Origin of the sequence: Halorussus halophilus, from assembly GCF_008831545.1 — an archaeon.
Taxonomy (GTDB): Archaea; Halobacteriota; Halobacteria; order Halobacteriales; family Haladaptataceae; genus Halorussus; species Halorussus halophilus.
The window spans coordinates 299,110-321,226 of sequence record NZ_CP044524.1; the positions used below are offsets into that span (position 1 = coordinate 299,110).

19 protein-coding genes are annotated in these 22,117 nt (G+C 61.2%); 9 read left to right on the plus strand and 10 right to left on the minus strand.

Going from position 1 to position 22,117, the window contains the following annotated elements; genetic code table 11:
- Window positions 1-8: 8 nt before the first annotated feature.
- Window positions 9-2,591, minus strand: a complete 2,583-nt coding sequence (locus F7R90_RS19465) for a cbb3-type cytochrome c oxidase subunit I (protein WP_158059462.1) — start codon at window positions 2,589-2,591, stop codon at window positions 9-11.
- 41 nt (window positions 2,592-2,632) lie between these two features.
- A complete protein-coding gene (coxB, locus tag F7R90_RS19470) occupies window positions 2,633-3,412 on the minus strand; it encodes a cytochrome c oxidase subunit II (protein ID WP_158059229.1) in 780 nt (259 codons plus the stop codon).
- Between the two features lie 92 nt (window positions 3,413-3,504).
- Between coxB and F7R90_RS19475 the strand changes: the two genes are divergently transcribed.
- Window positions 3,505-4,029: a DUF6789 family protein gene (locus F7R90_RS19475; protein ID WP_192498471.1), complete on the plus strand. Its 525-nt coding sequence runs from the start codon at window positions 3,505-3,507 to the stop codon at window positions 4,027-4,029.
- Window positions 4,030-4,072: 43 nt separating this feature from the next.
- On the opposite strand, the gene F7R90_RS19480 is transcribed toward F7R90_RS19475, so the two are convergent.
- Window positions 4,073-4,489 carry a pterin cluster protein gene (locus F7R90_RS19480; RefSeq protein WP_158059230.1) on the minus strand — a complete coding sequence of 139 codons (417 nt, stop codon included), beginning with the start codon at window positions 4,487-4,489 and terminating at the stop codon, window positions 4,073-4,075.
- 92 nt (window positions 4,490-4,581) lie between these two features.
- Between F7R90_RS19480 and F7R90_RS19485 the strand changes: the two genes are divergently transcribed.
- Window positions 4,582-5,205: a helix-turn-helix domain-containing protein gene (locus tag F7R90_RS19485; RefSeq protein WP_158059231.1), complete on the plus strand. Its 624-nt coding sequence runs from the start codon at window positions 4,582-4,584 to the stop codon at window positions 5,203-5,205.
- On the opposite strand, the gene hemG is transcribed toward F7R90_RS19485, so the two are convergent.
- From hemG to F7R90_RS19505, 4 genes are read right to left on the minus strand one after another with little or no spacing between them, the layout of a single operon-like run.
- Entirely contained in the window at window positions 5,183-6,478 is a 1,296-nt protein-coding gene (gene hemG / locus F7R90_RS19490; protein ID WP_158059232.1) for a protoporphyrinogen oxidase, read from the minus strand. The genes F7R90_RS19485 and hemG overlap by 23 nt on opposite strands.
- 1 nt (window position 6,479) lies before the next feature.
- Entirely contained in the window at window positions 6,480-6,845 is a 366-nt protein-coding gene (locus F7R90_RS19495) for a hypothetical protein (protein ID WP_158059233.1), read from the minus strand.
- Window positions 6,842-7,972: a radical SAM protein gene (locus F7R90_RS19500; RefSeq protein ID WP_158059234.1), complete on the minus strand. Its 1,131-nt coding sequence runs from the start codon at window positions 7,970-7,972 to the stop codon at window positions 6,842-6,844. The genes F7R90_RS19495 and F7R90_RS19500 overlap by 4 nt, the downstream gene beginning before the upstream one ends.
- A gap of 9 nt (window positions 7,973-7,981) precedes the next feature.
- Window positions 7,982-8,530 carry a halocyanin domain-containing protein gene (locus F7R90_RS19505; RefSeq protein ID WP_158059235.1) on the minus strand — a complete coding sequence of 183 codons (549 nt, stop codon included), beginning with the start codon at window positions 8,528-8,530 and terminating at the stop codon, window positions 7,982-7,984.
- A gap of 147 nt (window positions 8,531-8,677) precedes the next feature.
- On the opposite strand from F7R90_RS19505, the gene F7R90_RS19510 reads away from it, so the two are divergent.
- Window positions 8,678-10,972: a nitric-oxide reductase large subunit gene (locus F7R90_RS19510; RefSeq protein WP_158059236.1), complete on the plus strand. Its 2,295-nt coding sequence runs from the start codon at window positions 8,678-8,680 to the stop codon at window positions 10,970-10,972.
- Window positions 10,973-11,158: 186 nt separating this feature from the next.
- The gene (nirK, locus tag F7R90_RS19515) at window positions 11,159-12,226 is read left to right on the plus strand and encodes a copper-containing nitrite reductase (RefSeq protein ID WP_158059237.1); all 1,068 of its coding nucleotides are present in this window, start codon (window positions 11,159-11,161) and stop codon (window positions 12,224-12,226) included.
- A gap of 179 nt (window positions 12,227-12,405) precedes the next feature.
- On the opposite strand, the gene F7R90_RS19520 is transcribed toward nirK, so the two are convergent.
- On the minus strand, window positions 12,406-13,596 hold the full coding sequence (locus F7R90_RS19520; RefSeq protein WP_158059238.1) for a hypothetical protein: 1,191 nt from the start codon (window positions 13,594-13,596) through the stop codon (window positions 12,406-12,408).
- A gap of 157 nt (window positions 13,597-13,753) precedes the next feature.
- On the minus strand, window positions 13,754-14,065 hold the full coding sequence (locus F7R90_RS19525) for a CGCGG family putative rSAM-modified RiPP protein (protein WP_158059239.1): 312 nt from the start codon (window positions 14,063-14,065) through the stop codon (window positions 13,754-13,756).
- Between the two features lie 202 nt (window positions 14,066-14,267).
- On the opposite strand from F7R90_RS19525, the gene F7R90_RS19530 reads away from it, so the two are divergent.
- Both F7R90_RS19530 and F7R90_RS19535 read left to right on the plus strand, forming a co-directional pair.
- Entirely contained in the window at window positions 14,268-15,278 is a 1,011-nt protein-coding gene (locus F7R90_RS19530) for a DUF7544 domain-containing protein (RefSeq protein ID WP_158059240.1), read from the plus strand.
- 80 nt (window positions 15,279-15,358) lie between these two features.
- Window positions 15,359-16,558, plus strand: a complete 1,200-nt coding sequence (locus F7R90_RS19535; RefSeq protein WP_158059241.1) for an outer membrane protein assembly factor BamB family protein — start codon at window positions 15,359-15,361, stop codon at window positions 16,556-16,558.
- 95 nt (window positions 16,559-16,653) lie between these two features.
- On the opposite strand, the gene F7R90_RS19540 is transcribed toward F7R90_RS19535, so the two are convergent.
- Window positions 16,654-18,975: an AAA domain-containing protein gene (locus F7R90_RS19540; protein WP_158059242.1), complete on the minus strand. Its 2,322-nt coding sequence runs from the start codon at window positions 18,973-18,975 to the stop codon at window positions 16,654-16,656.
- Between the two features lie 196 nt (window positions 18,976-19,171).
- On the opposite strand from F7R90_RS19540, the gene F7R90_RS19545 reads away from it, so the two are divergent.
- Genes F7R90_RS19545 through F7R90_RS19555 form a run of 3 tightly spaced genes read left to right on the plus strand, consistent with a single transcriptional unit; the run spans window position 19,172 to window position 22,024 of the window.
- The gene (locus tag F7R90_RS19545; RefSeq protein WP_158059243.1) at window positions 19,172-20,347 is read left to right on the plus strand and encodes an outer membrane protein assembly factor BamB family protein; all 1,176 of its coding nucleotides are present in this window, start codon (window positions 19,172-19,174) and stop codon (window positions 20,345-20,347) included.
- Window positions 20,340-21,575 carry a PQQ-like beta-propeller repeat protein gene (locus F7R90_RS19550; protein WP_158059244.1) on the plus strand — a complete coding sequence of 412 codons (1,236 nt, stop codon included), beginning with the start codon at window positions 20,340-20,342 and terminating at the stop codon, window positions 21,573-21,575. Before F7R90_RS19545 ends, F7R90_RS19550 begins: the two co-directional genes overlap by 8 nt.
- A gap of 41 nt (window positions 21,576-21,616) precedes the next feature.
- On the plus strand, window positions 21,617-22,024 hold the full coding sequence (locus F7R90_RS19555; RefSeq protein WP_158059245.1) for a DUF4326 domain-containing protein: 408 nt from the start codon (window positions 21,617-21,619) through the stop codon (window positions 22,022-22,024).
- Window positions 22,025-22,117 lie beyond the last annotated feature (93 nt).

Here is a 22,117-nt window from a genome sequence, read left to right on the forward strand (position 1 = left end):
TGTACCTCCTACAGGATGTAGAACAGCGGGAAGAGGAACAGCCAGACGATGTCCACGAAGTGCCAGTAGAGGCCGAAGTACTCCACCGGTCTGTCGTCGTCCAGATACGCGCCGTTCCACGCGCGCCAGATGAGATACAGCGTGACGAGTAGCCCCGCCGTCACGTGCAGGCCGTGCAAGCCGGTTGTCAGGTAGAACGTCGAGGACGCGACGTTCGTGGTGAAGTCCCAGCCCTGCGGGAACGCCTCGCTGTTGACGTGGAAGAGGTGCAGCCACTCCAAGCCCTTGTTGACGAGGAACGCGACGCCGAGGACGAACGTCGTGACCAGCGAGGCTATCAATCCCCACCTGCTGTTGCGCTCGCAGGCCACCAGCGCGAGGACGACGCTGAAACTGCTCGTCAGGAGGATGTAGGTGTTGATGAGTCCCGGCAGTGGGACGTGTGCCGCCGGAATCAGGTGGTGCCAGTTGGTCCAGCCCTCCGCGACTCGGATGAAGGCGTACGAACCGATGAACGCACCGAACAACACCACGTCGGAGGCGAGGAATATCCACATGCCGAGCTTCGTGTTCTCGACGCCGGAGAACGGCCAACTCTCGCCGAACGGTCCCGTCGGGCCGTAGAACTCCTCGTGGGCCATCGCCACGAGTCCGCCACCGCCGACGACGCCGCCGACGAGCGCGGAACCGAGGTAGAACCCGCCTTCCAGTCCGGGGACGAAGCCACCCTCTTGTATCCCGGAGAGACCGAGGAACACGAAGAACGACCCGACACCGATTACGAACGGCCAGATGCTGGCGTGGCTGACGTGGTCGTCGTCGTGGTCATGGCTGGCTGTGACGGTTCCGCCGTCTGCCATCTCTTCGCCTCCATCCGCCACGCCTTCCCCGCCGTCGGCCACGCTCTCTCTACCTTCCGCAAGTTCGCTCGCTCCGCTCGCTCTCGTCTTGAACTCCAACATTCCCTTGCTGAACGTCGGCCTGCCGGGGAAGTTCTCCAGCGGCGGTGGCGACGGGACGGCCCACTCCGTCGTGGTCGAGAACTTCCACGGGTTGTCGCCGACTTCCTCGCCAGCGACGAGGCTCTTCGAGAGGTTGTAGAACATGATGAGGAACGAGAGGCCCAGAATGAAGCCGCCGATGGTCGAGAGTTGGTGGAACGGAATGAACGCCTCGGCGTAGCTGAAGTCGCGGCGCGGCGTCTCCCACGCGAGGAACATCGGGAAGTACAGCAGGTTGAATCCGACGAAGTACGCGGCGAAGTGGAGTTTCCCGAGATACTCGTCGTACATCTTACCCGTAATCTTCGGATACCAATAGTAGAGGCCCCCAACCAAAGCCGTCACGCCGCCGACCATCACGTAGTGGAAGTGCGCGACCACCCAGTAGGTGCCACGGAACTCGTAGTCGAGGACGACAGCGCCCAAGAAGACGCCCGTGATGCCGCCGAGAATGAACAGAATCAGCGCGCCGAACGAGAACAGGAACGGCGTCGTGAACCGCACGCGGCCCTTTATCGTGGTGTAGATGAGCGAGAACACCATCAGGTCGAAGGGCAACGAGATGCCGATGGTCGTCGCCATGAACAGCGTCTTGATTTGGAGGTTGATGGCGGTCAGGAACATGTGGTGCATCCAGACGAAGAAGCTCTGAAGCGCCACGAGGACCATCGCCGCGATGAACCACTTTCGACCGACGAGTCGCTGACCGGTGAAGGTCTGGAACGTCTCGGCCATCACGCCGAGTGCGGGGAAGAAGACGATGTACACCTCGGGGTGGCCGAAGAACCAGAATAGGTGCGCCCACAGTAGCGACCCCGCGTGACCCGTCGCCGCGAAGTACTGGGTGCCGAGCAGGCGGTCGGAGGTCAGGATCAGCAGTGCGGCGAGCAGTGCGGCGAAGGCAAAGAGCATCATCCAGACCGTCAAGAGGATGGTCCACGTGAACAGCGGCATCCGTCGGAGGGTAAGCCCCTCCGCGCGCATTCGGTGAATCGTCGTGAGGAAGTTCACCGAACCGATGGTGACCGACGCGGTGAACAGCATCAGTGCCAACACCGCCGTACTCGCGCCGATGTTCGGCGTGTAGACCGGCAGGTTCAGCGGCGCGTACATCGTCCAGCCGCCTTCGAAGGTGCCGCCTTGGAAGAACGAGACGCCGAGCAGGATTCCGGAGAAGAGGTACAGCCAGTACGACAGCGCGTTCAGTCGCGGGAACGCCAGGTCTTTCGCTCCGATTTGCAGTGGCACGACGTAGTTGGCGAACCCGAACGCGAACGGCGAGAGGAACCAGAACACCATGATGAGACCGTGTGCGGAGACGGCCTGATTGTACGACAGCGCGGGCAGGAACGTCGCGCCCGGCGTCCACAGTTGCACTCGGAGCAGGAGCGCCAGCACGCCTCCAAACACGAGGAAGAACAGCGCCGTCACCGTGTACAGAATCCCGACGTCCTTGTGGTTGGTCGTGACCAACCAGCGTCTGATGTCGGTCGTCGCGGGCAGTCCGTGGTCGTCTTCGGAGCCGTGACCACTGTCGTGTCCGTGCCCGGTCGCTGGCACGCTGCCGTCGGTCGTGCCGCCGTCTGTCATCCCTCGACCATTCGAGCCGTCGGTCGCACTGCTATCGTCGCTCACGCGACCACCTCCGAAACCGGGAGCGAACTAGAATTGTTCGTGGTCGGACTGGCCGTCGTCGTGGTCGAGTTGGATGTGTTCGCGTACCACTCCTCGTACGCCTCGGGTTCCATCACGATTACGTCTGCGGTCATGAACGAGTGGCCCGACCCACAGAGTTCGAAACAGCGCGCTTCGTAGGTCCCCGTCTCGTCGGCCCGGAACCACGTCTCGGTCTCTAGTCCGGGAATTGCGTCGGTTTTCACCCGTAACTCGGGGACCCCGAACGTGTGGAATACGTCGTCGGAAGTCACGGTGAGATTTATCGTCGTCCCCCGCGGCACGCGTAACTCGCCGTTCGTCGTGTTCCCGTTCGGGTAGACGAACTCCCAGCCGAAACGGTAGCCGACGACGTCTATCTCGATGGTGTCTTCGCCTTGCGCGACAGGGTCCTCTTCGACGTAGAGGAGGGTGCCGTACGTCCACGCGATGAGCGACACGACGATGATGGTGCTGAGTCCGAACGAGAAGAACAGCTTTCGACCGCCGCCACCGCCGGAGGGAAGTTCGCCGAGTCGCGGATGGTCGCCGTCGTCGCTTCGACCCTCCCTGTCTCGGTACTTGTAGGCGTTGTACAGCATGTAGCCGACGACGACGACGCCGACGAGCGTACCCAATAGCAGGAACACGGAGAATATCTGTCGGAATACTTCCACACGAGTCCCCTTTGGTACGACTCCGTCCTGAGTCTGTGCGAGGGTCACAGTGAGGAGTCGCGCACCCACCGGCGAGAGCATGGTAATTGTCAACAACGTTCATGTACTTATCGGTTCCGCAAGGTACGGGTGGTGGGGCAACGTTTTTATCTTGGTTAGTGTTACCATTCAACATGCAGGGGGAAGAATCTGAGTTAAGCGTCGAGCGAGAGGACTCGACCATGGCCGAACCCGAGTTCGACCACGTGATGGGTATCGTCGTAGACGGCGTAATCGGTGCCATCGGTGGAGCAGTCGGAACGGCGGCGCTAACCGTCGGACTACTCATCGCGACGAGTCTGAACGCCTTCGACCTGAACGCGTTCGCCACGTTGGCGGAATTAACCGGCCTGAGCGCACTGTATCCGTCGAATCCGGCCGCGGTCGGTTACGTCCTGTTCCTCCTGACGGGGATGGTGATGTGGCCGCTCCTGTTCGCGTCTATCGGGTCGTACCTGCCGGGCAGGAAGTACGCGACGAAGGGGATTCCGTTCGGCGTCGTCCTTTGGACCGGTTTCGCCCCTGCGTTCTACGACGGGTACGTCGGACTGGCGCTGGTGCTGTACGTCGTGCTGACGTTCTTCAGCCACGTCTTCTACGGCTTCACCCTCGGGGCGGTCTTCGACTATCTGGGCGACAGACCTGAGTCGCTGGTCTGACCGAAGCTACTGTCGTTCTCGTCTTCTTCTATCGACGGCGAGTTCAACAGCAGTAGATGAACGGGTACATGAGCGCGACCCGGTCTCCCTCCGTCAGTTGCGAGTCCAACCCGTCGATGTGCTCGTTGAACGTCCCGTTGATAGTGACTCTGGCGTACGCTCGGGTCTGTTCGCCTTCGGGGTTCTTCCGCCACGTACCGGGAAGGTCGCTCGGTTGCTTCGTCCACCCACGCGTCGTCGCGTCCGCGCTGGTCTCTGCGATGAGCATGTCGCTCACGTCGTGGACTTCGAAGAAGGCGTCGAGGAACTCTCGAAGCGTCGAACCCTCGAAGGTGAACGAGAGTCGTGGCGCGCCGACGGCGCGCCGAACGTGTCCCGTACAGCGCACCTCCACTGTGGTCGTCTCGTCGCTCGACAGTTCGGTTCGTTCGCCGCTGTCACCCTTCGCCTGCGATTCCATAGACTGCTAGACGGTTCGGACACGGGAGAGCCTCTCCCCGAACATGTTCGGGAGTACTTAAGTATCCGCGAGTCCCCTACGTGTTCGTAAGGATGACGACTGCGAAATTACACGTCACGCTTCCAGAAGAGGTATGGATAGGCCACGTTTCGGCCAGCCATCCGGAGGCGGAGTTTCGGGTCCTGGCCGCGTTCCCCGCCGAGGAGACGGGCGTCGGACTGCTAGAGATTTCGTCGTCGGACCTCCGCGCCGTTTTGGAGACGATGGACGACCAGACGGGCGTCGCGGGGTTCGAACTCCACGAAGCGGCCGAAGAGATGGCTCTCGTCGAATTCGAAACGACCGAACCACTGCTGCTGACGTCGATTCAGGAGGCCGGACTCCCTCTCCAACTGCCGTTCACTATCGAAGATTCGGTAGCGACGGTCGAAATCACCGCCTCGCGCGAGCGTCTGGACGCGTTCACGACGCAGTTACAACTGTTCGAGATGCCCTTCGACGTCGAGTACGTCCGCGAGATGACCAGTTCCGAAAGTCTGCTCACCGACCGCCAACGGGAGTTGCTGGACGCCGCAATCGAGAAGGGGTACTACGACACGCCGCGAGACTGTTCGCTTACGGACCTCGCAGAAGCGACCGGCGTGGCGAAATCGACGGCGAGCGAGACGCTTCACCGCGTCGAGGAGAAAATCATCAAGGAGTACTGCGAGCGGTAGCCGTCCGTCGTTCCGCGCTGGCCAACCGGCCAGCAGTCGTCTTCGCCTCTCGAATCCGACCGGGAATCCCCGCACGGGACGTGTAGTTCGTACACAGGTGTACTCCCTCCGGCATCGAAATCCGGTCCAGCGCGGTCCAGGTTCGGTCGTAGGCAGGCATTCCGCGCGCCAACCGATGCACCGACAGTGCCCGCGCGGAACGACCTGTTATCTCCTCGAATTCTGTTCTTGCCACGGACGCGAGTCGCTCGTCGCTCCACTCGACCAACTTTGGATTTCGGGCCCCGCCGAGATAGCACGTGTAGACGCCGTCTCGGTCTAGCAGACTCGCGTTCCAGGTCACGCCGAGTGTCCGGAAATCCTCCTCGTACTGGACTTGGTAGCCTGCCCCTGACAGGTCAGCCTCGGAGTACAGGTGGACGATGGCCTGCGGATTGTAGTTCAACCGTCGAAGCGAGTCCGCGGAATCGGGGGAGACGTCGCCGAAGAGGCCAGCGGTCACGTCCGCCGGTGTGGTGACGACGAGTTCGTCTACGACCGTCTCGCCGGTCGGCGTTTCGAGCACGAACGCAGACCCGCCCCTGCGTACCGCTCGAATCGGCGTTCCGAGTTCGACGCTCTCGCCGTGAGCGTTCGCCAATGATTCTGGCAGTCGTTGGAGTCCGTCGTCGAACGAAACTATCGGGGGTGCTTCCCGACCTGCCAGAAGTTTGCGAGCGACGGACGTCAGCACGCTCCCCTCGATTCCGGCCGAGTCGAGTGCTTTCGACAGTGAGTACTTCATGAGCATCTCGTCGGGATGCGACCCGTAGATGCCGCCGTAGAGCGGTCCGAAGTAGTACCGTGCGACTTCGTCGCCGAACTTGCGAGACAAGAACGCCTCGACCGTCTCGCCATCGACCGCGGGACCGGTCGCGGGTTCGAGTAGCACGCGGAGTTTCCCGCCCCACGAGAGTAGGTCGGTCGTCACTGACTCGCGCGGCGTCTGTGGCACTCGTCGGAGTGTCCCGTGATGATAGACGTACAGTGGGACGTCGGCGGCCTCGCGGAGTTCCGACTCCAGGCCGAGCGATTCGACCAGCGACGAGATACTCGGCGTGAGTCGGGTCCGCTGTGGGCCGAAGTCGAGGACTCGTCCAGCGACCGTCTCGCTGCGGACGACGCCACCCGGGTCGTCGTCAGCCTCGAAGACGACGCTCTCGATGCCTGCCTCTCGGAGATAGTGGTGGGTTGCTAGCCCGGTGATGCCACCGCCAATAATACCGACTCGCACGTTATCGCCCTCCGAACAGTTCGAGGACGGTGGCTTCATCGACCTCGTCGGCGACGAGTCTCGCTACCCAGCCATCGACTAACCCGTCGGAGATTCGAGTCGAAAGGCGGACGAGGGCAGCTCTTTGCTCGGGGTTCAGGTCGCCGTTTGCCGCCAATCGGTCGAGGGCAGTGTCGAGTTCTCGCCGACGGACGTACTCGCCGTACTCACGGAGTCGGACTGCGACCGTCTGCGGGTCGGTAGTTCGGTCTGGGTCCGAGTCGGCGGTCCCGACTGTTTCTGATTCGACCCTGAAGCCGTTCGGGAGTACGGAATTGGTTCGTTTCTCCGAGACGACCCGCCCGGTCGAATCCGTCTCGTCAGTCATGGCCGTCCCGTAGCGCTCGCTTCCCACGGGAGTGGTCCGTCGTACGCTTCGGGGACGAACGAACAGAGTGGGTCGCTCCCGAAGGGGTCGCCGGTCGTCGCGAACGCACGCGACCGACTGCCACCGCAAACGGTTCGGTAGGCACAGGCTCCACATTTCCCACGAAGCGCGTCCTTGTTACGGAGCGATTTGAACAGGTCGGCGTTCCGGTAGACGTCTACGACGCTGCTGTCGCGAACGTTTCCAGCGGACTGGGGCAGGAACCCAGAGGGATACACCTCCCCGACGTGACTCACGAAGGCGAAGCCGTCGCCTGCGGTGATTCCCATCTGTCGTTTCGGAGACTTGTCTGTCTGCTCGATTGCGACCCGCCGGTAATGGGGCGCTTCGGTCGTCTTGAGGCCGAACGGCCACTCGTCGTCGTTCTCCACGAGCCACTCCATCACGTCCTCCGCTTCCTCGGGCGTAATCGGCTCTAAGGCCGCTCCGCGTCCGACCGGTACGAGAAAGAAGACGCTCCAGAGGACCGCGCCGAGGTCGGCCACGAGTTCCGCGATTGCCGGCAGGTCACCGACAGTCTGGCGACAGACGGTGGTGTTCACCTGGAGGGGGAGCCCGGACTTCTGGGCGGCACGTGCTGCGGTCATCGTGTCCTCGAAGCTCCCCGTTTCCCCACGGAACGCGTCGTGGTGTTTGGGAATCGAGCCGTCGATGCTGAGTGCCATCCGCCGCAGTCCGGCGTCTGCGAGTTCGGACACCGCGTTCGGTGTGAGCGACGTGGTCCCGCTCGGGGTCATGGTGACGTTCAAACCGATGTCTGTGCCGTACTCGACGAGTTCGAGCGCGTCGTCGCGCTTCAACGGGTCGCCACCCGAGAAGACGACCAGTTGTCCCTCGCCGAACTCCCGGGTCTGGTCGAGGAGGCGCTTTGCCTCTTCGGTCGTGAGCTCTCGGGGGTGCCGGTCGGGTTGGGCGTCGGCCCGGCAGTGTTCGCAGGCGAGGTCACAGGCCTGCGTGAGTTCCCATATCAACACGAAGGGGCGCTCGGCCGTATCGACGCGACGCGGCGGCTTGGGTGACCGACGCCCCGGGTTCGGTCCGGCCGGTCCGGTCGCTGGTTCGGACATGAGAGCGTGTTACTCCACGACGATTGCGCCTTTCATGCCCATCGTCTTGTGCGGCTCACAGTAGTACTTGTACGTGCCCGAACTCTCGAACGTGTGCGAGAAGGTGTATCCCGCCTCGGATTTCATCTCGCTCTCGAACTCGCCGCTGTCGGTAACGACGTTGTGCGCACCGCCTTCTCCGGTCCACTTCCAGACGACTTTCGTCCCTGAGGCGACTTCGAGTGCCGCAGGTCCGAATCCGAACGCGCCGTTGTTCCCTTCGGCACCGACTTCGACGGTCACTTCGGAACTTCCCGTTTTGTCGGCGACGCCATCGTAGTTCGACACGTCGTCGAACCACCCGTCGAAGCTGACCGAGTTGCTGCCAGAATCACTACCTCCGCTCTCTTTGGTGGTGTCACTATCTTCGTTCTCATTGCTGGTGTCACTTGCACTCGTGTCGCTGCCGTCTGAACCACCCGTATCACCGGTACTCGTACAGCCAGCGAGTGCAGCACTGGCCGCGCCGACCGTTATCGTCTTCAGTACCGTTCGTCGGTCGAGTGTATCTCGAGTCATCTTCGGTTTCACCTATTTGCCTCGGATAAATGGGGGTAGCTCTGATTCTCACCCAGTGAAAACGTGGACCGAACGTGTTCGGGGCCTTCTCAACTTCCAAGAACGACGTCTCCGATACAAGTCACGATACCTGTAATCTCGGCGTGTATGAAAGTCAAACGTAGCACACTCGCGAAGATACTCGCGGTCGTCTTCGTGTTGAATCTGGCCGTAATGGGTGTGGGTGCGTGGTTCTCCTACCAGGCGGCACCGCCCATCCCCCAGGAGGTAGAAGGGCCGAACGGCGAGACCATCGTCACCGGAGAACAGGTTCGAGAGGGCAAGACGGTCTTCCAGTCGAACGGCTTGATGAACCACGGATCGATACTTGGCAACGGCGCGTACTACGGCGAGGACTTTACCGCCGATACACTGGACTTGAATGTGCAGTTCATGCGTCAGTATTACGCCCGCGAACAGTACGGGACCGACTCCTATGGCACGCTCACGTCCCGCGAGCAGGCGACAGTAGACGTCGCGGTGAAGTCGGACCTCGCAGACGGCAACCCGGGCAACCGAATCCAGTACTCCGCCGCAGAAGTGTACGCACACGAGCAGGTGAGGCAGGTGTACGTCGAACGCTACCACGAAGGGAGCCACGAACGTGGTGTCCCGGTCGGCATGATAGAGACCGAGGCGGAGGCCGAGCGATTCGCCGACTTCGCCCTCTGGACGGCGTGGTTCTCGCACACCGACCGCCCCGGTGGCAGTCACAGTTACACCAACGATTGGCCGTACAACCCCGCCGCTGGTAACGAAGCGACTGGCGCGGCGATGACGTGGAGCGTGGTCGCGATGGTGCTGCTCGTCGCGGGTGCAGGCGTCGGCGTCTGGCTCTACAAGTCCATCGAACTCACCGAACCCGAGACGGAGGGCGTCACGATTCCCCGGCCCGACGAGGTGGACCTCTTCCCCGGACAGGCCGCCGCGCTCCGGTTCGTCCTCGTCGGCGCAGGGCTCTTCCTCGGACAGGTGTTGCTCGGTGGACTCCTCGCTCACTACTATATCGAGCGCGCGGAGTTCTTCGGACTGGGTGAGATGCTCGGTATCAACGTCCTGCAACTACTGCCCTTCTCCATCGCCAAGACGTGGCACATCGACCTTGGCATCCTCTGGATAGCCACGCTCTGGCTCGGCGCGGGGCTGTTCCTTCCCCCGCTACTGACCGGGCGCGAACCGAACAAGCAGGGCACGTACGTCAACGGACTGCTCGCCACGCTCGTCGTGGTCGTCGTCGGCGGCCTCGCAGGCATCTGGCTCGGTTCGAAGGGCTACTTCGACGGCAATCTCTGGTGGATATTCGGCAACGAGGGGCTCGAATACCTCGAAATCGGGCGACTCTGGCAGGTCGGCATCCTCGTGGGCTTCCTCGCGTGGGCGGGGCTGACCGCACGCGGCCTGAAACCACTACTCGACCGCGAACCGCGCTATGGACTCGCGCACATGATCCTGTACGCGGGCGGCTCCATCGCGCTACTGTTCTGTGCAGGCTTCCTCTACACCCCGCAGACGAACATCGTCGTCACGGAGTTCTGGCGCTGGTGGGTCGTCCACATGTGGGTCGAAGGAGCCTTCGAGTTCTTCATCGTCGCCCTGGTCGGGGTCACGCTGGTCAGCATGAACCTCCTGTCCAAGCGTTCGGCCGAGAAGGCGGTGATGGTCCAAGCCCTGCTCGTGATGGGTACGGGCGTCATCGGCGTCTCTCACCACTACTGGTGGGTCGGCCAGCCAGACATGTGGGTGCCCATCGGGAGCGTCTTCTCGACGCTCGAACTCATTCCGTTGGTGTTCATCCTCTACGAGGCCATCGGTCAGTACCGAGCGATGGCGGACAGTGGGGAGTCGTTCCCGTACACCCTCCCGTTCATGTTCATCGTCGCCAGCGGCGTCTGGAACTTCGTCGGGGCGGGCGTCCTCGGGTTCTTCATCAACCTGCCGTTCATCAACTACTTCGAACACGGCACCTACCTCACGGTGGCCCACGCCCACGCCGCAATGTTCGGAGCGTTCGGCTTCCTCGCGCTCGGCATGGTGACGTACATGCTCCGCATCGCGGTGCCCGAGGGCAAGTGGTCCGAGACAAACCTCCGGCGGGCGTTCTGGGCGTGGAACGTCGGCCTCGCGCTGATGGTCGGCCTTAGCTTGCTCCCGGTCGGCTTCCTCCAGTTGGAGGTGGCGTTCACCCAGCACTACGATGCCGCCCGAAGTCTGGCGTTCTACGAGGGCGACCTCGTCCAACTGCTGTTCTGGGCGCGGATGCCGGGCGACGTGCTGGTCATCCTCGGCACGGTGATATTCGGATACGACGTGGTGAAGAAGGTGCTGAACCGCGGTGAGACGACGCCGACGGAGGGGCCAGCGGACTCGCCGCTCGCAATCGAGTCGCCGCTCGACGACGACTGAACTGTCGATACCCCTCGACTGCTCTATTTTCGAACTCCGCTCGGAGAGCGTTCGCGCCGAACCGTGCGCCGATTCTCACGACCTGAAAACACCGAGAACATGTTCGCTAGCCTTCTCTACGGCCGAGAATCTGGTTCTCGATTAAAGTGCTACGGATTCGGATATGCTAGTGTAAGGTGACCAACGATGCCAACCACTCGACGCACGGTCCTGCAGGGAATCGGTGTCGGCGGTGCAGCGTCACTCGCTGGCTGCTCGGCCGACTCTGCACCACAAACGAACAGACGACGAACGGAGAAAGCCACGAGCAAACAGCAACAGAAGACAGTCGAGCGCGTCGCTGCAGACCCGACCGACATTCCCGACCCCATCAGTCGGACCGAGCCAAAGGAGGTCGAGGTAACGCTTCGCCCCGAGGAGGTCACGGGCGAAATCGAAGACGGTGTGACGTTCACGTACATGACGTACAACGGGCAGGTACCTGGCCCGTTCATCAGGGTCCGGAAAGGTGACACGGTGAACCTCACCTTCGAGAACCCCGAAGAGAACGCCATGCCCCACAACGTGGACTTCCACGCCGTCGCAGGACCGGGCGGCGGGGCAGAGGCCACCATGACCGCTCCGGGCGAAACGGCCCACCTGAAGTTCAAGGCGACCTACCCCGGCGCGTACATCTACCACTGTGCGGTCCCGAACATGGACATGCACATCTCGGCGGGGATGTTCGGTATCATCCTGGTCGAACCAGAGGAGGGACTGCCCGAAGTGGACCACGAGTTCTACTTCGGCCAGCACGAAATATACACCGACAAGCGCGCGGGCGAGGAAGGCCACCACGAGTTCAGCATGGGTTCGATGCCCCGCGAGGACCCGACGTACGTCCTGCTGAACGGCGAGAAGTACGGCATCACACCCGACAATCGTGGCTCACCGACGGTGCAGACGGGCGACACCGCGAGGGTGTACTTCGTCACGGGTGGCCCGAACCTCACCAGTAGCTTCCACCCTATCGGCAACGTCTGGGAGAAACTCTGGCCCGAGGGGTCGCTGACGACGGAACCGCAGACCCACATCCAGACGAAGCAGGTCGCACCAGGGAGCACCACTGTCGCGACGATGAACTTCCCCGTCCCGGGCGCGAGTAAACTCGTTGACCACTCGCTCAGCCGCGTCATGCGGAAAGGTTGTCTAGCGGTCATCGAGGCCGAAGGAGCGGAGCGTCCCGACATCTTCGACCCGGACCCCGACACGTAACCCAGTGGATGGAACGACGACCACCTCACTTTCGATTTCGAGACGTCCGGACCTCTCTTGGCCACCTCGATTCAGGAGGCTGGACTCTCTCCAACTACCCCTTCGGATGTTGGTCAGTGGACCCTAGCAGACGCCAACTTTCGAACGGTGGATAGCTGGCCCACAGTCGCACCGAACTCTCACTTCTCGCCGTAGCGTTCTCGGAAGAGTCCCCAGAGCAGGTACGCGTAGAGGCCCGCTCCGACGAGCGCAAGCAGTCGCCCGACCAGTACCACGCTGTCGAGGCCCGCGAGTAACCCTCCGGCCTCGACGCCAACACCGACTGCGAGACACCCAATCGAGATACCTGCCGTCCGGTCTCCTGCTGCCGGAAACGTCCCGACTCCCGGCGGGTAGAACTGGTAGGCGACCCCGACGATGGTGAGTCCGAGGAACCCGAGCACGTTCAATCGAAAATGGGCGAACGCCCCGTTCACAATCGGACCACCGAACGCGAAATGAAGGCCGAGTGCGACGCCAGCGACACCTGCGAGGGACCCGACTACGGGGCCGTAGAATCCGACTCGACGACGATCCGACCGACGAAAGAGGACGAGGTAAGCCACCGCAAACCCGACGATGGCGGTACTCTCTGCGACGGCACCAATCCGGAACCAGACCGTCCCCCAGAGATTGCCAGCGAGGAGTGCGGGACCGACGGCTCCTGCCGATAACACGAGAGAGACGAGCGATGTGGGTGGTGACGCCACGAGGAAGCGCGGAAGCAAGCGAAAGCCTATCGCAAATATCAGCAGCGCACCACCCCCGGCGGCCAGCAGATGGCTGGCACCGGCCATCCCTCGGTCAGCTAGTAGTGGCAGGCCGACGCCGACGGCGACTGTTTCGTACGTCCCTGCGAGGAGGTAGACGAAGACGATCGGTACGAACGCGTTGGCGAGACGGTCGATGCGCTGGCGGTCTGCGTTCACGTCACCAGTACCTGTCTCGCTTCCGAGGAGATTACCTCTAATGGTCACGCCGAGCGCGCCGACGAAGATTCCCATGCCGACACCCCAACAGACAGCACCAATCGCAGCGAGCGTCGTGGGGACCGCTGGAACTGATGCAGCGGCCATCCCGAGTGACCCGAGTGTGAGCAGTGGGAGCGTTGCGACAGGTGCTCGACGGACAGTGAGTGACCGTTCGAAATACGTCGGCACGAGCGCATACCCTTTCCCGACGACGGTGTGGAGCACGAATCCGTAGAGACCGAGCGTCACACTCGCTCGATGGGGCGTTTCGAGAACTGCCGCTATCTGCCACGCGACGAGAAAGAGGGCACCGACAGCGACGTGCCGACGCGCCCAACGAGACACGAACTCAGCCGTCATGCGTTATCTAAACAGGTGTGATAGTCTGTTGAACGTGTCGCCGGTTCGAGTCGTCTCATTTGGTCCCATCTGGTCTCATTTGGTCTCATTTGGTCTCATTTGGTCTCATCTGGTCTCGTCTGGTCTGGTCACAATCGGTGGCTAGCCGTGGGCGACTTCAGCGGTCGCGGACTTGCACGCGAAGGACGTGACCGCCACAACCACACTGCTTGACGTACGAACACTCGATATCGTCGCCGAACTTCTCGGCGAGTACTTCGACGAGATACGAGTCCGGTCGTCCATGAGCCCCGTGCGTGACGAGATTTACGTGATAGCCCGGCGCGGTGTGTTCGACCGCTTCGATTGCACCCCTAACGACCGCCGCACGCTGCTCTCCATGCTGGGGTTTCTCCAAGTTCGCCGACCACGAGTTGTGGTGGACGTGGTCCGTAACTGGTTCGACGCCGGAAATAGTGTGTTCAGTCATCGTCGTTCTCCGATACTTCGCTCTTCGCATCTGTTAACCCTATACCGACTAGCTGATTCCCAGTGAGATAGAATCGGCGACAGACGTGCCGACATGCGGGTAGCCATTGCTCGAAGCAACCCCGTTTAGTGGAGTGCTTTTCAATTCTCACTCGCTGAGATTCTTGTTAGTTATTTTATTAACTGGGCGCGTAGAGAGTTGCATGACACTTCACGCACTCGAAAATATCGACGACGCGCTCGACGCAACGCGAAACTATCTCACGCCAATCGACCGTACCACGTGGCTCAAACTCGCACTCGTCGTCTTCTTCGTCGGCGGCCCCGGAGCCAACTTCAACTCCTTCCAGTACACCTTCGGCGGCGACGGAACTGGAAACGGGGCCGGTGGACCACCACCGACTGAACTGTTCGGCTTTCGGTTCTGGGTCCTGATAGCCGCCATCGTCGGCGTTCTCCTCCTAATTGGGCTAGCGTTCGCTCTCGTCGGTTCGATCATGGAGTTCGTCTTCGTCGAATCATTGCGCACCCAAGAGGTTCGGATTCGCCACTACTGGGGGCGGCGCTGGCGACAGGGCCTCCGATTGTTCGGCTTCCGATTACTCATTGGACTGTTCGTATTCGGGAGTCTCCTGCTATTGACAGTCCCGTTCCTCCTCCCGTTGTTCGACGTCGGCGTCACCACTGGCTTGTCACCTGCCTTCCTGCTCGTCCTCCTTCCGTTCTTCTTCGTGCTCGCCATCTTCGTGGGTCTCCTCAACGGCTTTACGACTGTCTTCGTCGTTCCCCTCATGGTTCTCGACGACTCCGGTGTCCTCGCCGCCTGGCGACGACTCTGGCCCACTATCACCAGCCAGTGGACCCAGTACCTCGCGTACGTCGTCGCGAGTTTCTTCCTCACCATCATCGGCGGCGTGTTCGTCGCCGTCGTCACCGCGCTAGTGGCAATCGCCCTTCTCATTCCGTTCGGTCTCCTCTTCGCGCTCGGTATCGGCCTCCTTACACTCGTCGCCGAACCACTTGGCGTCGGTGTCCTCGTTGTCGTCGGACTCCTCTACGCGTTCACGGTCCTCGTTGCCGCTGCACTCGTTCAGGTTCCCGTCCAGACCTACCTCCGGTACTACGCGCTCCTCGTCCTCGGCGACGTCGAACCGGAGTTCGACCTTATCCCCGACCAACGCGCCGCCATCCGAGAAACCCCGCAGTCGAGCTAATCACAGCACGCTACGAAGTTATTTCCTAGCCGCCGATAACTTCCACAACTGATTCATGACGGGTGACACATCGTTCACGTATGCCCTCTAGCGACGAGCGGCGAGTCACTCGCCGAGACCTTCTCCGTGCGTCCTCCGTCGTTGGGATGGCGAGTCTCGCAGGCTGTGCCGAACAAGCATTAGTCTCAGCACCTTCGCCCGCCCCGGACACGTGGCCGCTGGCAAACTACGGCCCTCGAAACACTGCACGGTCTCCCGATGTCTCCCCACCGAGTACTCCAACCGTCGAGCGATTTTCGTCCACAGGTGCAGCGACGTCAGTGGTCGTTGGAGGTACTGGAGAGACGCGCCGTATTCTCGTCGGCGGGTACGATGGTGTCACCGCACACCACCAAGACGGCACGATTGCGTGGCGGGACGACGAAGGTCCCACCGTAGCAATCCGGCCTAACTCGCGCTTTTGTTACGTCGGCGGGGACGAGTTGCAAGCACGAAACCTCCGAGATGGGACGGTCCAGTGGTCGGTCGATCTGCCATCGAGGTCGTATGCAATCATGCCGTCGTCTCGTGGCCCGTTTGTTCCCTACAATGGCGGAATCAACGCCTACGACAAAGACGGGAACGAGAGATATCGAATCTCTCGCGGAGCCGGCGTTGGGTACGCGGGCGTCGCCATCGATGATGCAGTCTACGTCACCGACGTCGGCATGACCGAACGTCTCGCTCCACGTGGACTTCTGCAGCAGTTGCAGGACAAGCCACCCGCAGCAAGGTGGCGTGCCGAACAGGGAATCAACTTCGGACAAATCCCAATCCTCGGCACTGATGGCGTCTACGTCATCGACGAATCCATGGACGACCAGAAGGGTGGCGTCGTCGCGCTCGATACCGAGGGGAGTGTTCGGTGGCATCGAAGCCTCGGTGACTATCCCTTGGGAGCCGCGCTCGGACCACAGCAGCTGTTCGTCACAATGCTCGACACTGGCACCAGCGGTGACGGGGAGCGACTGTATGCCCTCGACCGCGCTGATGGGACCACCAACTGGACGCTCTCCGAGTTCGGTCGAGAAGACGGCTACTACGGAGATACTGTCATTGCTGGCGGCTCACTCGTCGTCGGTGGCGCCACCCCAGACCGCGATGGATTTATCGCTGCGTATTCGTTCGAAGGAGAGCGGCGTTGGATGCGAGAGTTCGAATCGCCGACGCGAGATATCGCACCCGTTAAGCACCGAATCTACGCTGCAACTGAGGATGGCTCTTTGTACGTCCTCTCTTAACTACCACTCTATACACGTCACTCGGGGTTGTCTAGTAGTGAAATCGAGGTTCTGAATCAGCGCTACAAGTGTCGATGTTCTCGACGACTGTGAATTCATCGTGAATCCACGAGACGACCCTCTCGTGCCAATTGCTCGGAGAGTTCGTCGTACAGTTCTGCACAGCTATTCTCGGCCGTTCGGTTCGGGGCGACTGCTGAGAGCGTCTCCCAGTCTCCGACGAGGACGAGTCGTTTGCGCGCCCGCGTGAGTGCGACGTTCAGTCGCCGCGCCCCTTCGTCGCCAAATTCGAGGAATCCGCTCCGTCCTTCGTCGTTACTCCGGACGAACGAGACGACGATTGCCTCACGCTCTCCGCCCTGAAACGAGTCCACTGTATCGACAGTCACGCCTCCAATCCCATCGATACCGGTCTCGCGGAGTCGAGACCGAATCTTCCCGATTTGGCCCCGATACATCGAAATCACGCCGACGTCCTCGGCATCGACCCCGTTCGAAACCAGTCGTTCGACCTCCTCGACGACCGATTCGACTTCGGCGAGATTGTAGAGCGAGTGGCCACCAGACACTCGCTTTTCCTCACCGTCGATATCGATGCCGACGAGCGGGTCGAGGTCACCTATCTGCCAGTCTCGGTTGTGGTCCGCAGTCTCCAACTCGCCGTCGTAGAACGCCTCGTTCGGAAACTCGGCGATAGCCGCGTGCATGCGATACTGCCGCCCCAACAGCACCGAAATCTCGTCGCCGTATCTGTCGAGCAGGTGTTCGAACAGCGAGACGTGAAGCTGTTCGTCCTTCATCGACTCGTCCGCACAGTACGGCGGTAGTTGCTTGTGGTCACCGGATAGTACCAACTTCTCTGCACAGTCGAGGACGATAGCGGTCGCTGGCCGACTCGCCTGTGTCGCCTCGTCCACGACACCGACGTCGAACTGATCCGTGTCGAACTGGGCGGCCCCGTTCGTCGTCGCCGCGACGACATCTGCCTCGGCGACGGACGTGTTCGCGTAGTGCTGGTTGACGACGTCGTTGTTCGAGTTCTGACCGACGCGAGCGATACGGATGCCCTCCTCGTCTCCCTCGCTTCCCTCGTCTCTCTCGCCGTCTTCGTCGTTCGAGCGAGTTGCGAAGTCGTGGAGCGTGTCCGGTTCAGGCTCGTCGAGTGTGCTATCGCCGACGAGGAGGTTGTCCACGGCCTGATTCGAGTGCGCAGTCACGAGTACGGTATCACCGTGCCAGACGGCGTGAAGTACGTACGCGGTGAGCGTGCGGGTCTTTCCGGTGCCGGGTGGACCGTGGATGCAGAGCAAGTCGTCTGCGTCGTCTGCCCACTTTAGGGCCTGCTGTTGATACTCGTTCAACTCCATCTCGACACTCGGCACCGAGAGTTCGTCACTGCCGAATCGGACGGGGCGATTTCCGGTGAGCAGGTCGCGCTTCGACTCGTTCGACTGTATTCGTTCCAGTGCGTCCGTTCGACGCTCGAACGGAACCGGATTGAGGAGGTGAGTGAGGTAGTACTCACGATGACCGTCCGTGAGCAGTTTCTCGACAGTCGAGGGGTCCCGAGGGCACGACTGGGCTGGTTTAACCGTCAGCACGCTTCCGTCTACGTGTGTCGTTCGCACGACGAGCGGAAACGCGTCTCGTTCTCCGAAAGTATCGACGAGATAGACGCTGTCGGGGTAGATTCCCTCGTCTCTGTAGAGGTTCACGTCAGCCTGTTGCCGGTCTTCTTCCGTAATTTGAAGTCGATACTGACCGAGGTCGTCTCGACGATTTACCCGCCCGAGAGAGACGAACGGCCCGACGGCGACTCCCCGATGGACGAGGGTTTCGAGGTCGTTCGACTGATGTTGGGTTCTGTTGGCTCGTCTTTCGGTCTCGCGTTCGGACTCGACGAACTCGTAGAGTTCTTCGAAGAACGACTCGCATTCCGTCTCCGAGAGCTTCGACTGCGGGTGGACTTCGGATTCCGGGAGGTCGAACTCGTCGAGTTCTTGGCTCGATTCCGGCGTCAGCTCTGGGTGCCAGTATTTGAGACGAGTGCCTATCGTCGTCTCCGTGGCGGCATCGAGGGAGACGAATCGGACGGTGCCATCGATGCCGAAACTGGTGTCGTACCAGCCGAGTTGTTCTTTGTCGGGTCGCCAGAGGACGTACTCGTCTGTCGCGACTGGTCGATTCTCCTCGTGAAGCGGGACCGCGTAGCCATCTCGATTCGAGGGGGTCTCTCGAACAGTTCGTGCCGCCCGGTCGAGTGCCGTCTGCAACACAGTCGGGGAGATGTTTCGCTCGTATCGCGTCGTCTCGCCGAGAGTTCCACTCGCGCGAAAGAGCGTCTGGTCGCGCACGCTCCAGTTTCGGGAAAGTTCTCCGACTTCTTTCTCGGGTGTCGTATTCGAGTCCGGAGTCATCGCTTGCTCGCGCTCGTGCTGTCAAACGGCAACCGTTCTACACCGTCGGACTGATAGACGGCGGGTATCGAGGCAGGAGTCATGGGCGGGGATGGTGTCGAGTCAATAGAATATCGGGAATATAGGGGCTTCGTTTCAGCAGCCGACTGTTCCAAAGTGACAAAACTGATGACAGAGAGCGAGAAAGGCCCAGTCGATGCCCTCCTATTCGCGCCGCCAAGCGCTGAAAACTCTCCCCGCGCTGGCTGTCGGTCTCTCCGGTTGCAGTATGCTCTCTCAAGACGACGAGGGAAAACTGCCGATGCAGACCGCGTGGCACTACAGAATCGACGAACCAACCCACGGTCTTCGGCCTGCGGATGGGCCACTGCTCGTCGGGTCTCGAAGTCCGTTCAGGGATGGAACAGTTCTGACCGCGATTGATGCAGAGACCGGAGACGAACGATGGACCGTATCCGGTGCGAAAGGTCGCGGTTCTCCCGTCGGTGCCGACGACGAGTACGCCTACGTCTTCTCCAAAGCCGAAGAGATGTTCGCCGTCGATTACGCCACTGGCGAGACAGTTTGGGAGAAACCAATCGACCACGTAGATTACGCAGACCCCGGTGTCGTAGAGTACGCGCCGATTCCACTCGACGATAGCGTCGTCGTTCCGGTCTCGGGAACCGAAAACGACGCCCCCGACAGACTCGTCGGATTCGACCGGGAAAGCGGTGCCCACCGATTCACCTACGACCTTCCGGCATCGCTCGCGGGCGCACCTGCCAGAGACGGACGTGGCGTAATCGTTCCCTTGCTCGATGGCACGCTCCGGCGCATGAACTCCGAGGGAACGGAGCAGTGGCGTCTCGACGTTGGTGCGACACTGTCCGCTGTCGCCGTCAACGATGGGACGGCGTACGTCGGTAGTGCAACCGAACAGTTACTCGCGTTCGATGCTGAGAGCGGTGAACGACGATGGTCGGGGTCGCTCGAGAATACCGTGTTCACTCGGCCACTCGTCACCGACGACACGGTGTACGTCGGAGCGGCAGATTACTACCTCTACGCGTTCGACCGGGTGACCGGTAGACGGCGCTGGCGGACCGAGACGGCCAACGCGATAACGAGCGGTCCGACGATGGCCGGTGGAAAACTGGTGACGTTGGTCGGCGGGAACCCACGCCAGCGTGGAGACAGCGGCACGGTTCCGTTCTCACCGACCGCCCTCTACGTCCACGATATGAAGGGAGCCCTCGTCAACGAGTACCGATTCGACGGCTATCTCGAAGGAGGCCAAGTTCGATGGGGCGCAGTAATCGGTGACGGCGTTTACCTCGGACAGGGTTGGCAACTAGCGCGACTCGACGAGGAGGTGTTGTCGAATGAGTGACCGTCCTACTGGAGTATCTCGCCGCGACGTTCTCGGCGGACTGACGACGATTGGGGCGCTCTCGATTGCTGGCTGTAGTTCGCTTCCAGTCGGCGGGTCGAACAGTACTGCACCAGTGTGGCGACAGGACATTCCGGATGCGAGTACTGCCAGCCCACTCGCAGTTGCTAACGGCCAGCTTATCGTCGGCGCACAAGACAAGGCACTACACGGGTTCGATGCTCGTGGTGGCGAGCGGTCGTTCAGATTCGAGACGGGTGGGCCTATCGAGGCACAGCCAGCCGTCCCGGAACAGGGTGGTCCTTATCACGTCCACAGCACTGATGGCGACCTCTACGCTGTCAGTCCTGCAGGGAGTCGTCTCTGGCAGAGCGAGGGAGTACACGAGCGCGGAATGATAGCGCGCTCTGGGTCACTGCTCGTCGCACTCGACCCCTCCGGTGACCATCGAACGATTCGTGGACTCGACGCGAAGTCGGGCGACGAGCGGTTCGAACGGGCGGTCAATACGTACCGACTGACCGGGTTCACAGACGAACTGCTCGTCGTGCCGGTGCCGACGAGCGCGGACCAAGTTCGGGTCGCTGCGCTCTCCAAACGTGATGGAAGCGTTCAGTGGCAGACAGACGCGCAGTCGTACTACCCGAGTATCGTACCCACCGGCGAGATTGTTCTCACCGTCCAGAAATCTACCGTGACGGCACGGGAACCGAGCGACGGGAGCGTTCGATGGCAGACGGAAGTCGGCGAAATGGACTCGTATCGTCCGCCTGCACTCGGCGAACAGGTCTATCTTCGAAGCCATCCTCCGAACTCGGATTCGGAAGTCGTCGCGCTCGACCGAAACTCTGGAAAAATCGAGTGGCGTCGCTCCAGTGGCTACCAAATCGAGTGGGTCGAACCGACTCCCGACGGAGTGTTCGTCGGGAGCGAAGTAAACGACCCGGACGGAGGTATACTGGCCCGAGTCGATTGTTTCGAACTCGACGGGAGCCGCCGATGGAAGACAGTCACCGAGGCACCGACTATGGAAGAACTGGTCGTGTTCGAGAATCTCGTCGTCTGCTCGGCTGAGCGAGAGCTCGTCGCAGTTGAGCGCGACACGGGCGAAACACGTTGGCGCTACGAACCCGAATCGTACAGTCGTCTCAGTCTGGCGACTCACGACGATTCTCTCTTCGTTTCCTACATCGACGATGGGGCAGTCGCGCAACTGCCGACGGAATAGCTCGCTGTAGTGAACAGCTCCACAAACCACACAAGAAATACATGACTGAGGAAACGACGACGGAGCAACGGACGCTCACCGGCGACCCGACGACGTCGCTAGTTAATCAGAAGCATACTGACGAGTTCGACGTGGACATCGGTCGGTCGAACCACGGTCGGAACAACATCGAGAACACCGACGTCGGCACGCCCGGTTGGCTCGGGAATCCGTATTCGGTATCAGATGGGTATTCTCGCTCGGAGGCTATCGAAAAGTACCGTACTTCGTTCTGCGAGCGATTGGAAGACGACGAGTTCCGGGAAGCGGTGGAGGAACTTCGCGGGAAGACGCTCGCCTGTTGGTGTGTCGCCTCGCCACAGCAAACTGCTTCAGAACCGTTCGAGACGTGCCACGGAGAGGTGATTCTCGCGTATCTGCAAGGGGAGGTAGCTGGACTGGAGGACTAATCCCGTCATCGAACACGTATATCGTTCAGCCAACTGGCTACCGCACTACCATACCGCTCAACCAACTGGCCACTGCACTACCGAACGACGGCC

What these genes read in the sequence shown, in the direction of transcription:
- F7R90_RS19465 (WP_158059462.1), bottom strand. Translation starts at nt 2,591, where the DNA reads ATGACAGACGGCGGCACGACCGACGGCAGCGTGCCAGCGACCGGGCAC.
- coxB (WP_158059229.1), bottom strand. Translation starts at nt 3,412, where the DNA reads ATGCTCTCGCCGGTGGGTGCGCGACTCCTCACTGTGACCCTCGCACAG.
- F7R90_RS19475 (WP_192498471.1), top strand. Translation starts at nt 3,505, where the DNA reads ATGCAGGGGGAAGAATCTGAGTTAAGCGTCGAGCGAGAGGACTCGACC.
- F7R90_RS19480 (WP_158059230.1), bottom strand. Translation starts at nt 4,489, where the DNA reads ATGGAATCGCAGGCGAAGGGTGACAGCGGCGAACGAACCGAACTGTCG.
- F7R90_RS19485 (WP_158059231.1), top strand. Translation starts at nt 4,582, where the DNA reads ATGACGACTGCGAAATTACACGTCACGCTTCCAGAAGAGGTATGGATA.
- F7R90_RS19495 (WP_158059233.1), bottom strand. Translation starts at nt 6,845, where the DNA reads ATGACTGACGAGACGGATTCGACCGGGCGGGTCGTCTCGGAGAAACGA.
- F7R90_RS19500 (WP_158059234.1), bottom strand. Translation starts at nt 7,972, where the DNA reads ATGTCCGAACCAGCGACCGGACCGGCCGGACCGAACCCGGGGCGTCGG.
- F7R90_RS19505 (WP_158059235.1), bottom strand. Translation starts at nt 8,530, where the DNA reads ATGACTCGAGATACACTCGACCGACGAACGGTACTGAAGACGATAACG.
- F7R90_RS19510 (WP_158059236.1), top strand. Translation starts at nt 8,678, where the DNA reads ATGAAAGTCAAACGTAGCACACTCGCGAAGATACTCGCGGTCGTCTTC.
- nirK (WP_158059237.1), top strand. Translation starts at nt 11,159, where the DNA reads ATGCCAACCACTCGACGCACGGTCCTGCAGGGAATCGGTGTCGGCGGT.
- F7R90_RS19520 (WP_158059238.1), bottom strand. Translation starts at nt 13,596, where the DNA reads ATGACGGCTGAGTTCGTGTCTCGTTGGGCGCGTCGGCACGTCGCTGTC.
- F7R90_RS19525 (WP_158059239.1), bottom strand. Translation starts at nt 14,065, where the DNA reads ATGACTGAACACACTATTTCCGGCGTCGAACCAGTTACGGACCACGTC.
- F7R90_RS19530 (WP_158059240.1), top strand. Translation starts at nt 14,268, where the DNA reads ATGACACTTCACGCACTCGAAAATATCGACGACGCGCTCGACGCAACG.
- F7R90_RS19535 (WP_158059241.1), top strand. Translation starts at nt 15,359, where the DNA reads ATGCCCTCTAGCGACGAGCGGCGAGTCACTCGCCGAGACCTTCTCCGT.
- F7R90_RS19540 (WP_158059242.1), bottom strand. Translation starts at nt 18,975, where the DNA reads ATGACTCCGGACTCGAATACGACACCCGAGAAAGAAGTCGGAGAACTT.
- F7R90_RS19545 (WP_158059243.1), top strand. Translation starts at nt 19,172, where the DNA reads ATGCCCTCCTATTCGCGCCGCCAAGCGCTGAAAACTCTCCCCGCGCTG.
- F7R90_RS19550 (WP_158059244.1), top strand. Translation starts at nt 20,340, where the DNA reads ATGAGTGACCGTCCTACTGGAGTATCTCGCCGCGACGTTCTCGGCGGA.
- F7R90_RS19555 (WP_158059245.1), top strand. Translation starts at nt 21,617, where the DNA reads ATGACTGAGGAAACGACGACGGAGCAACGGACGCTCACCGGCGACCCG.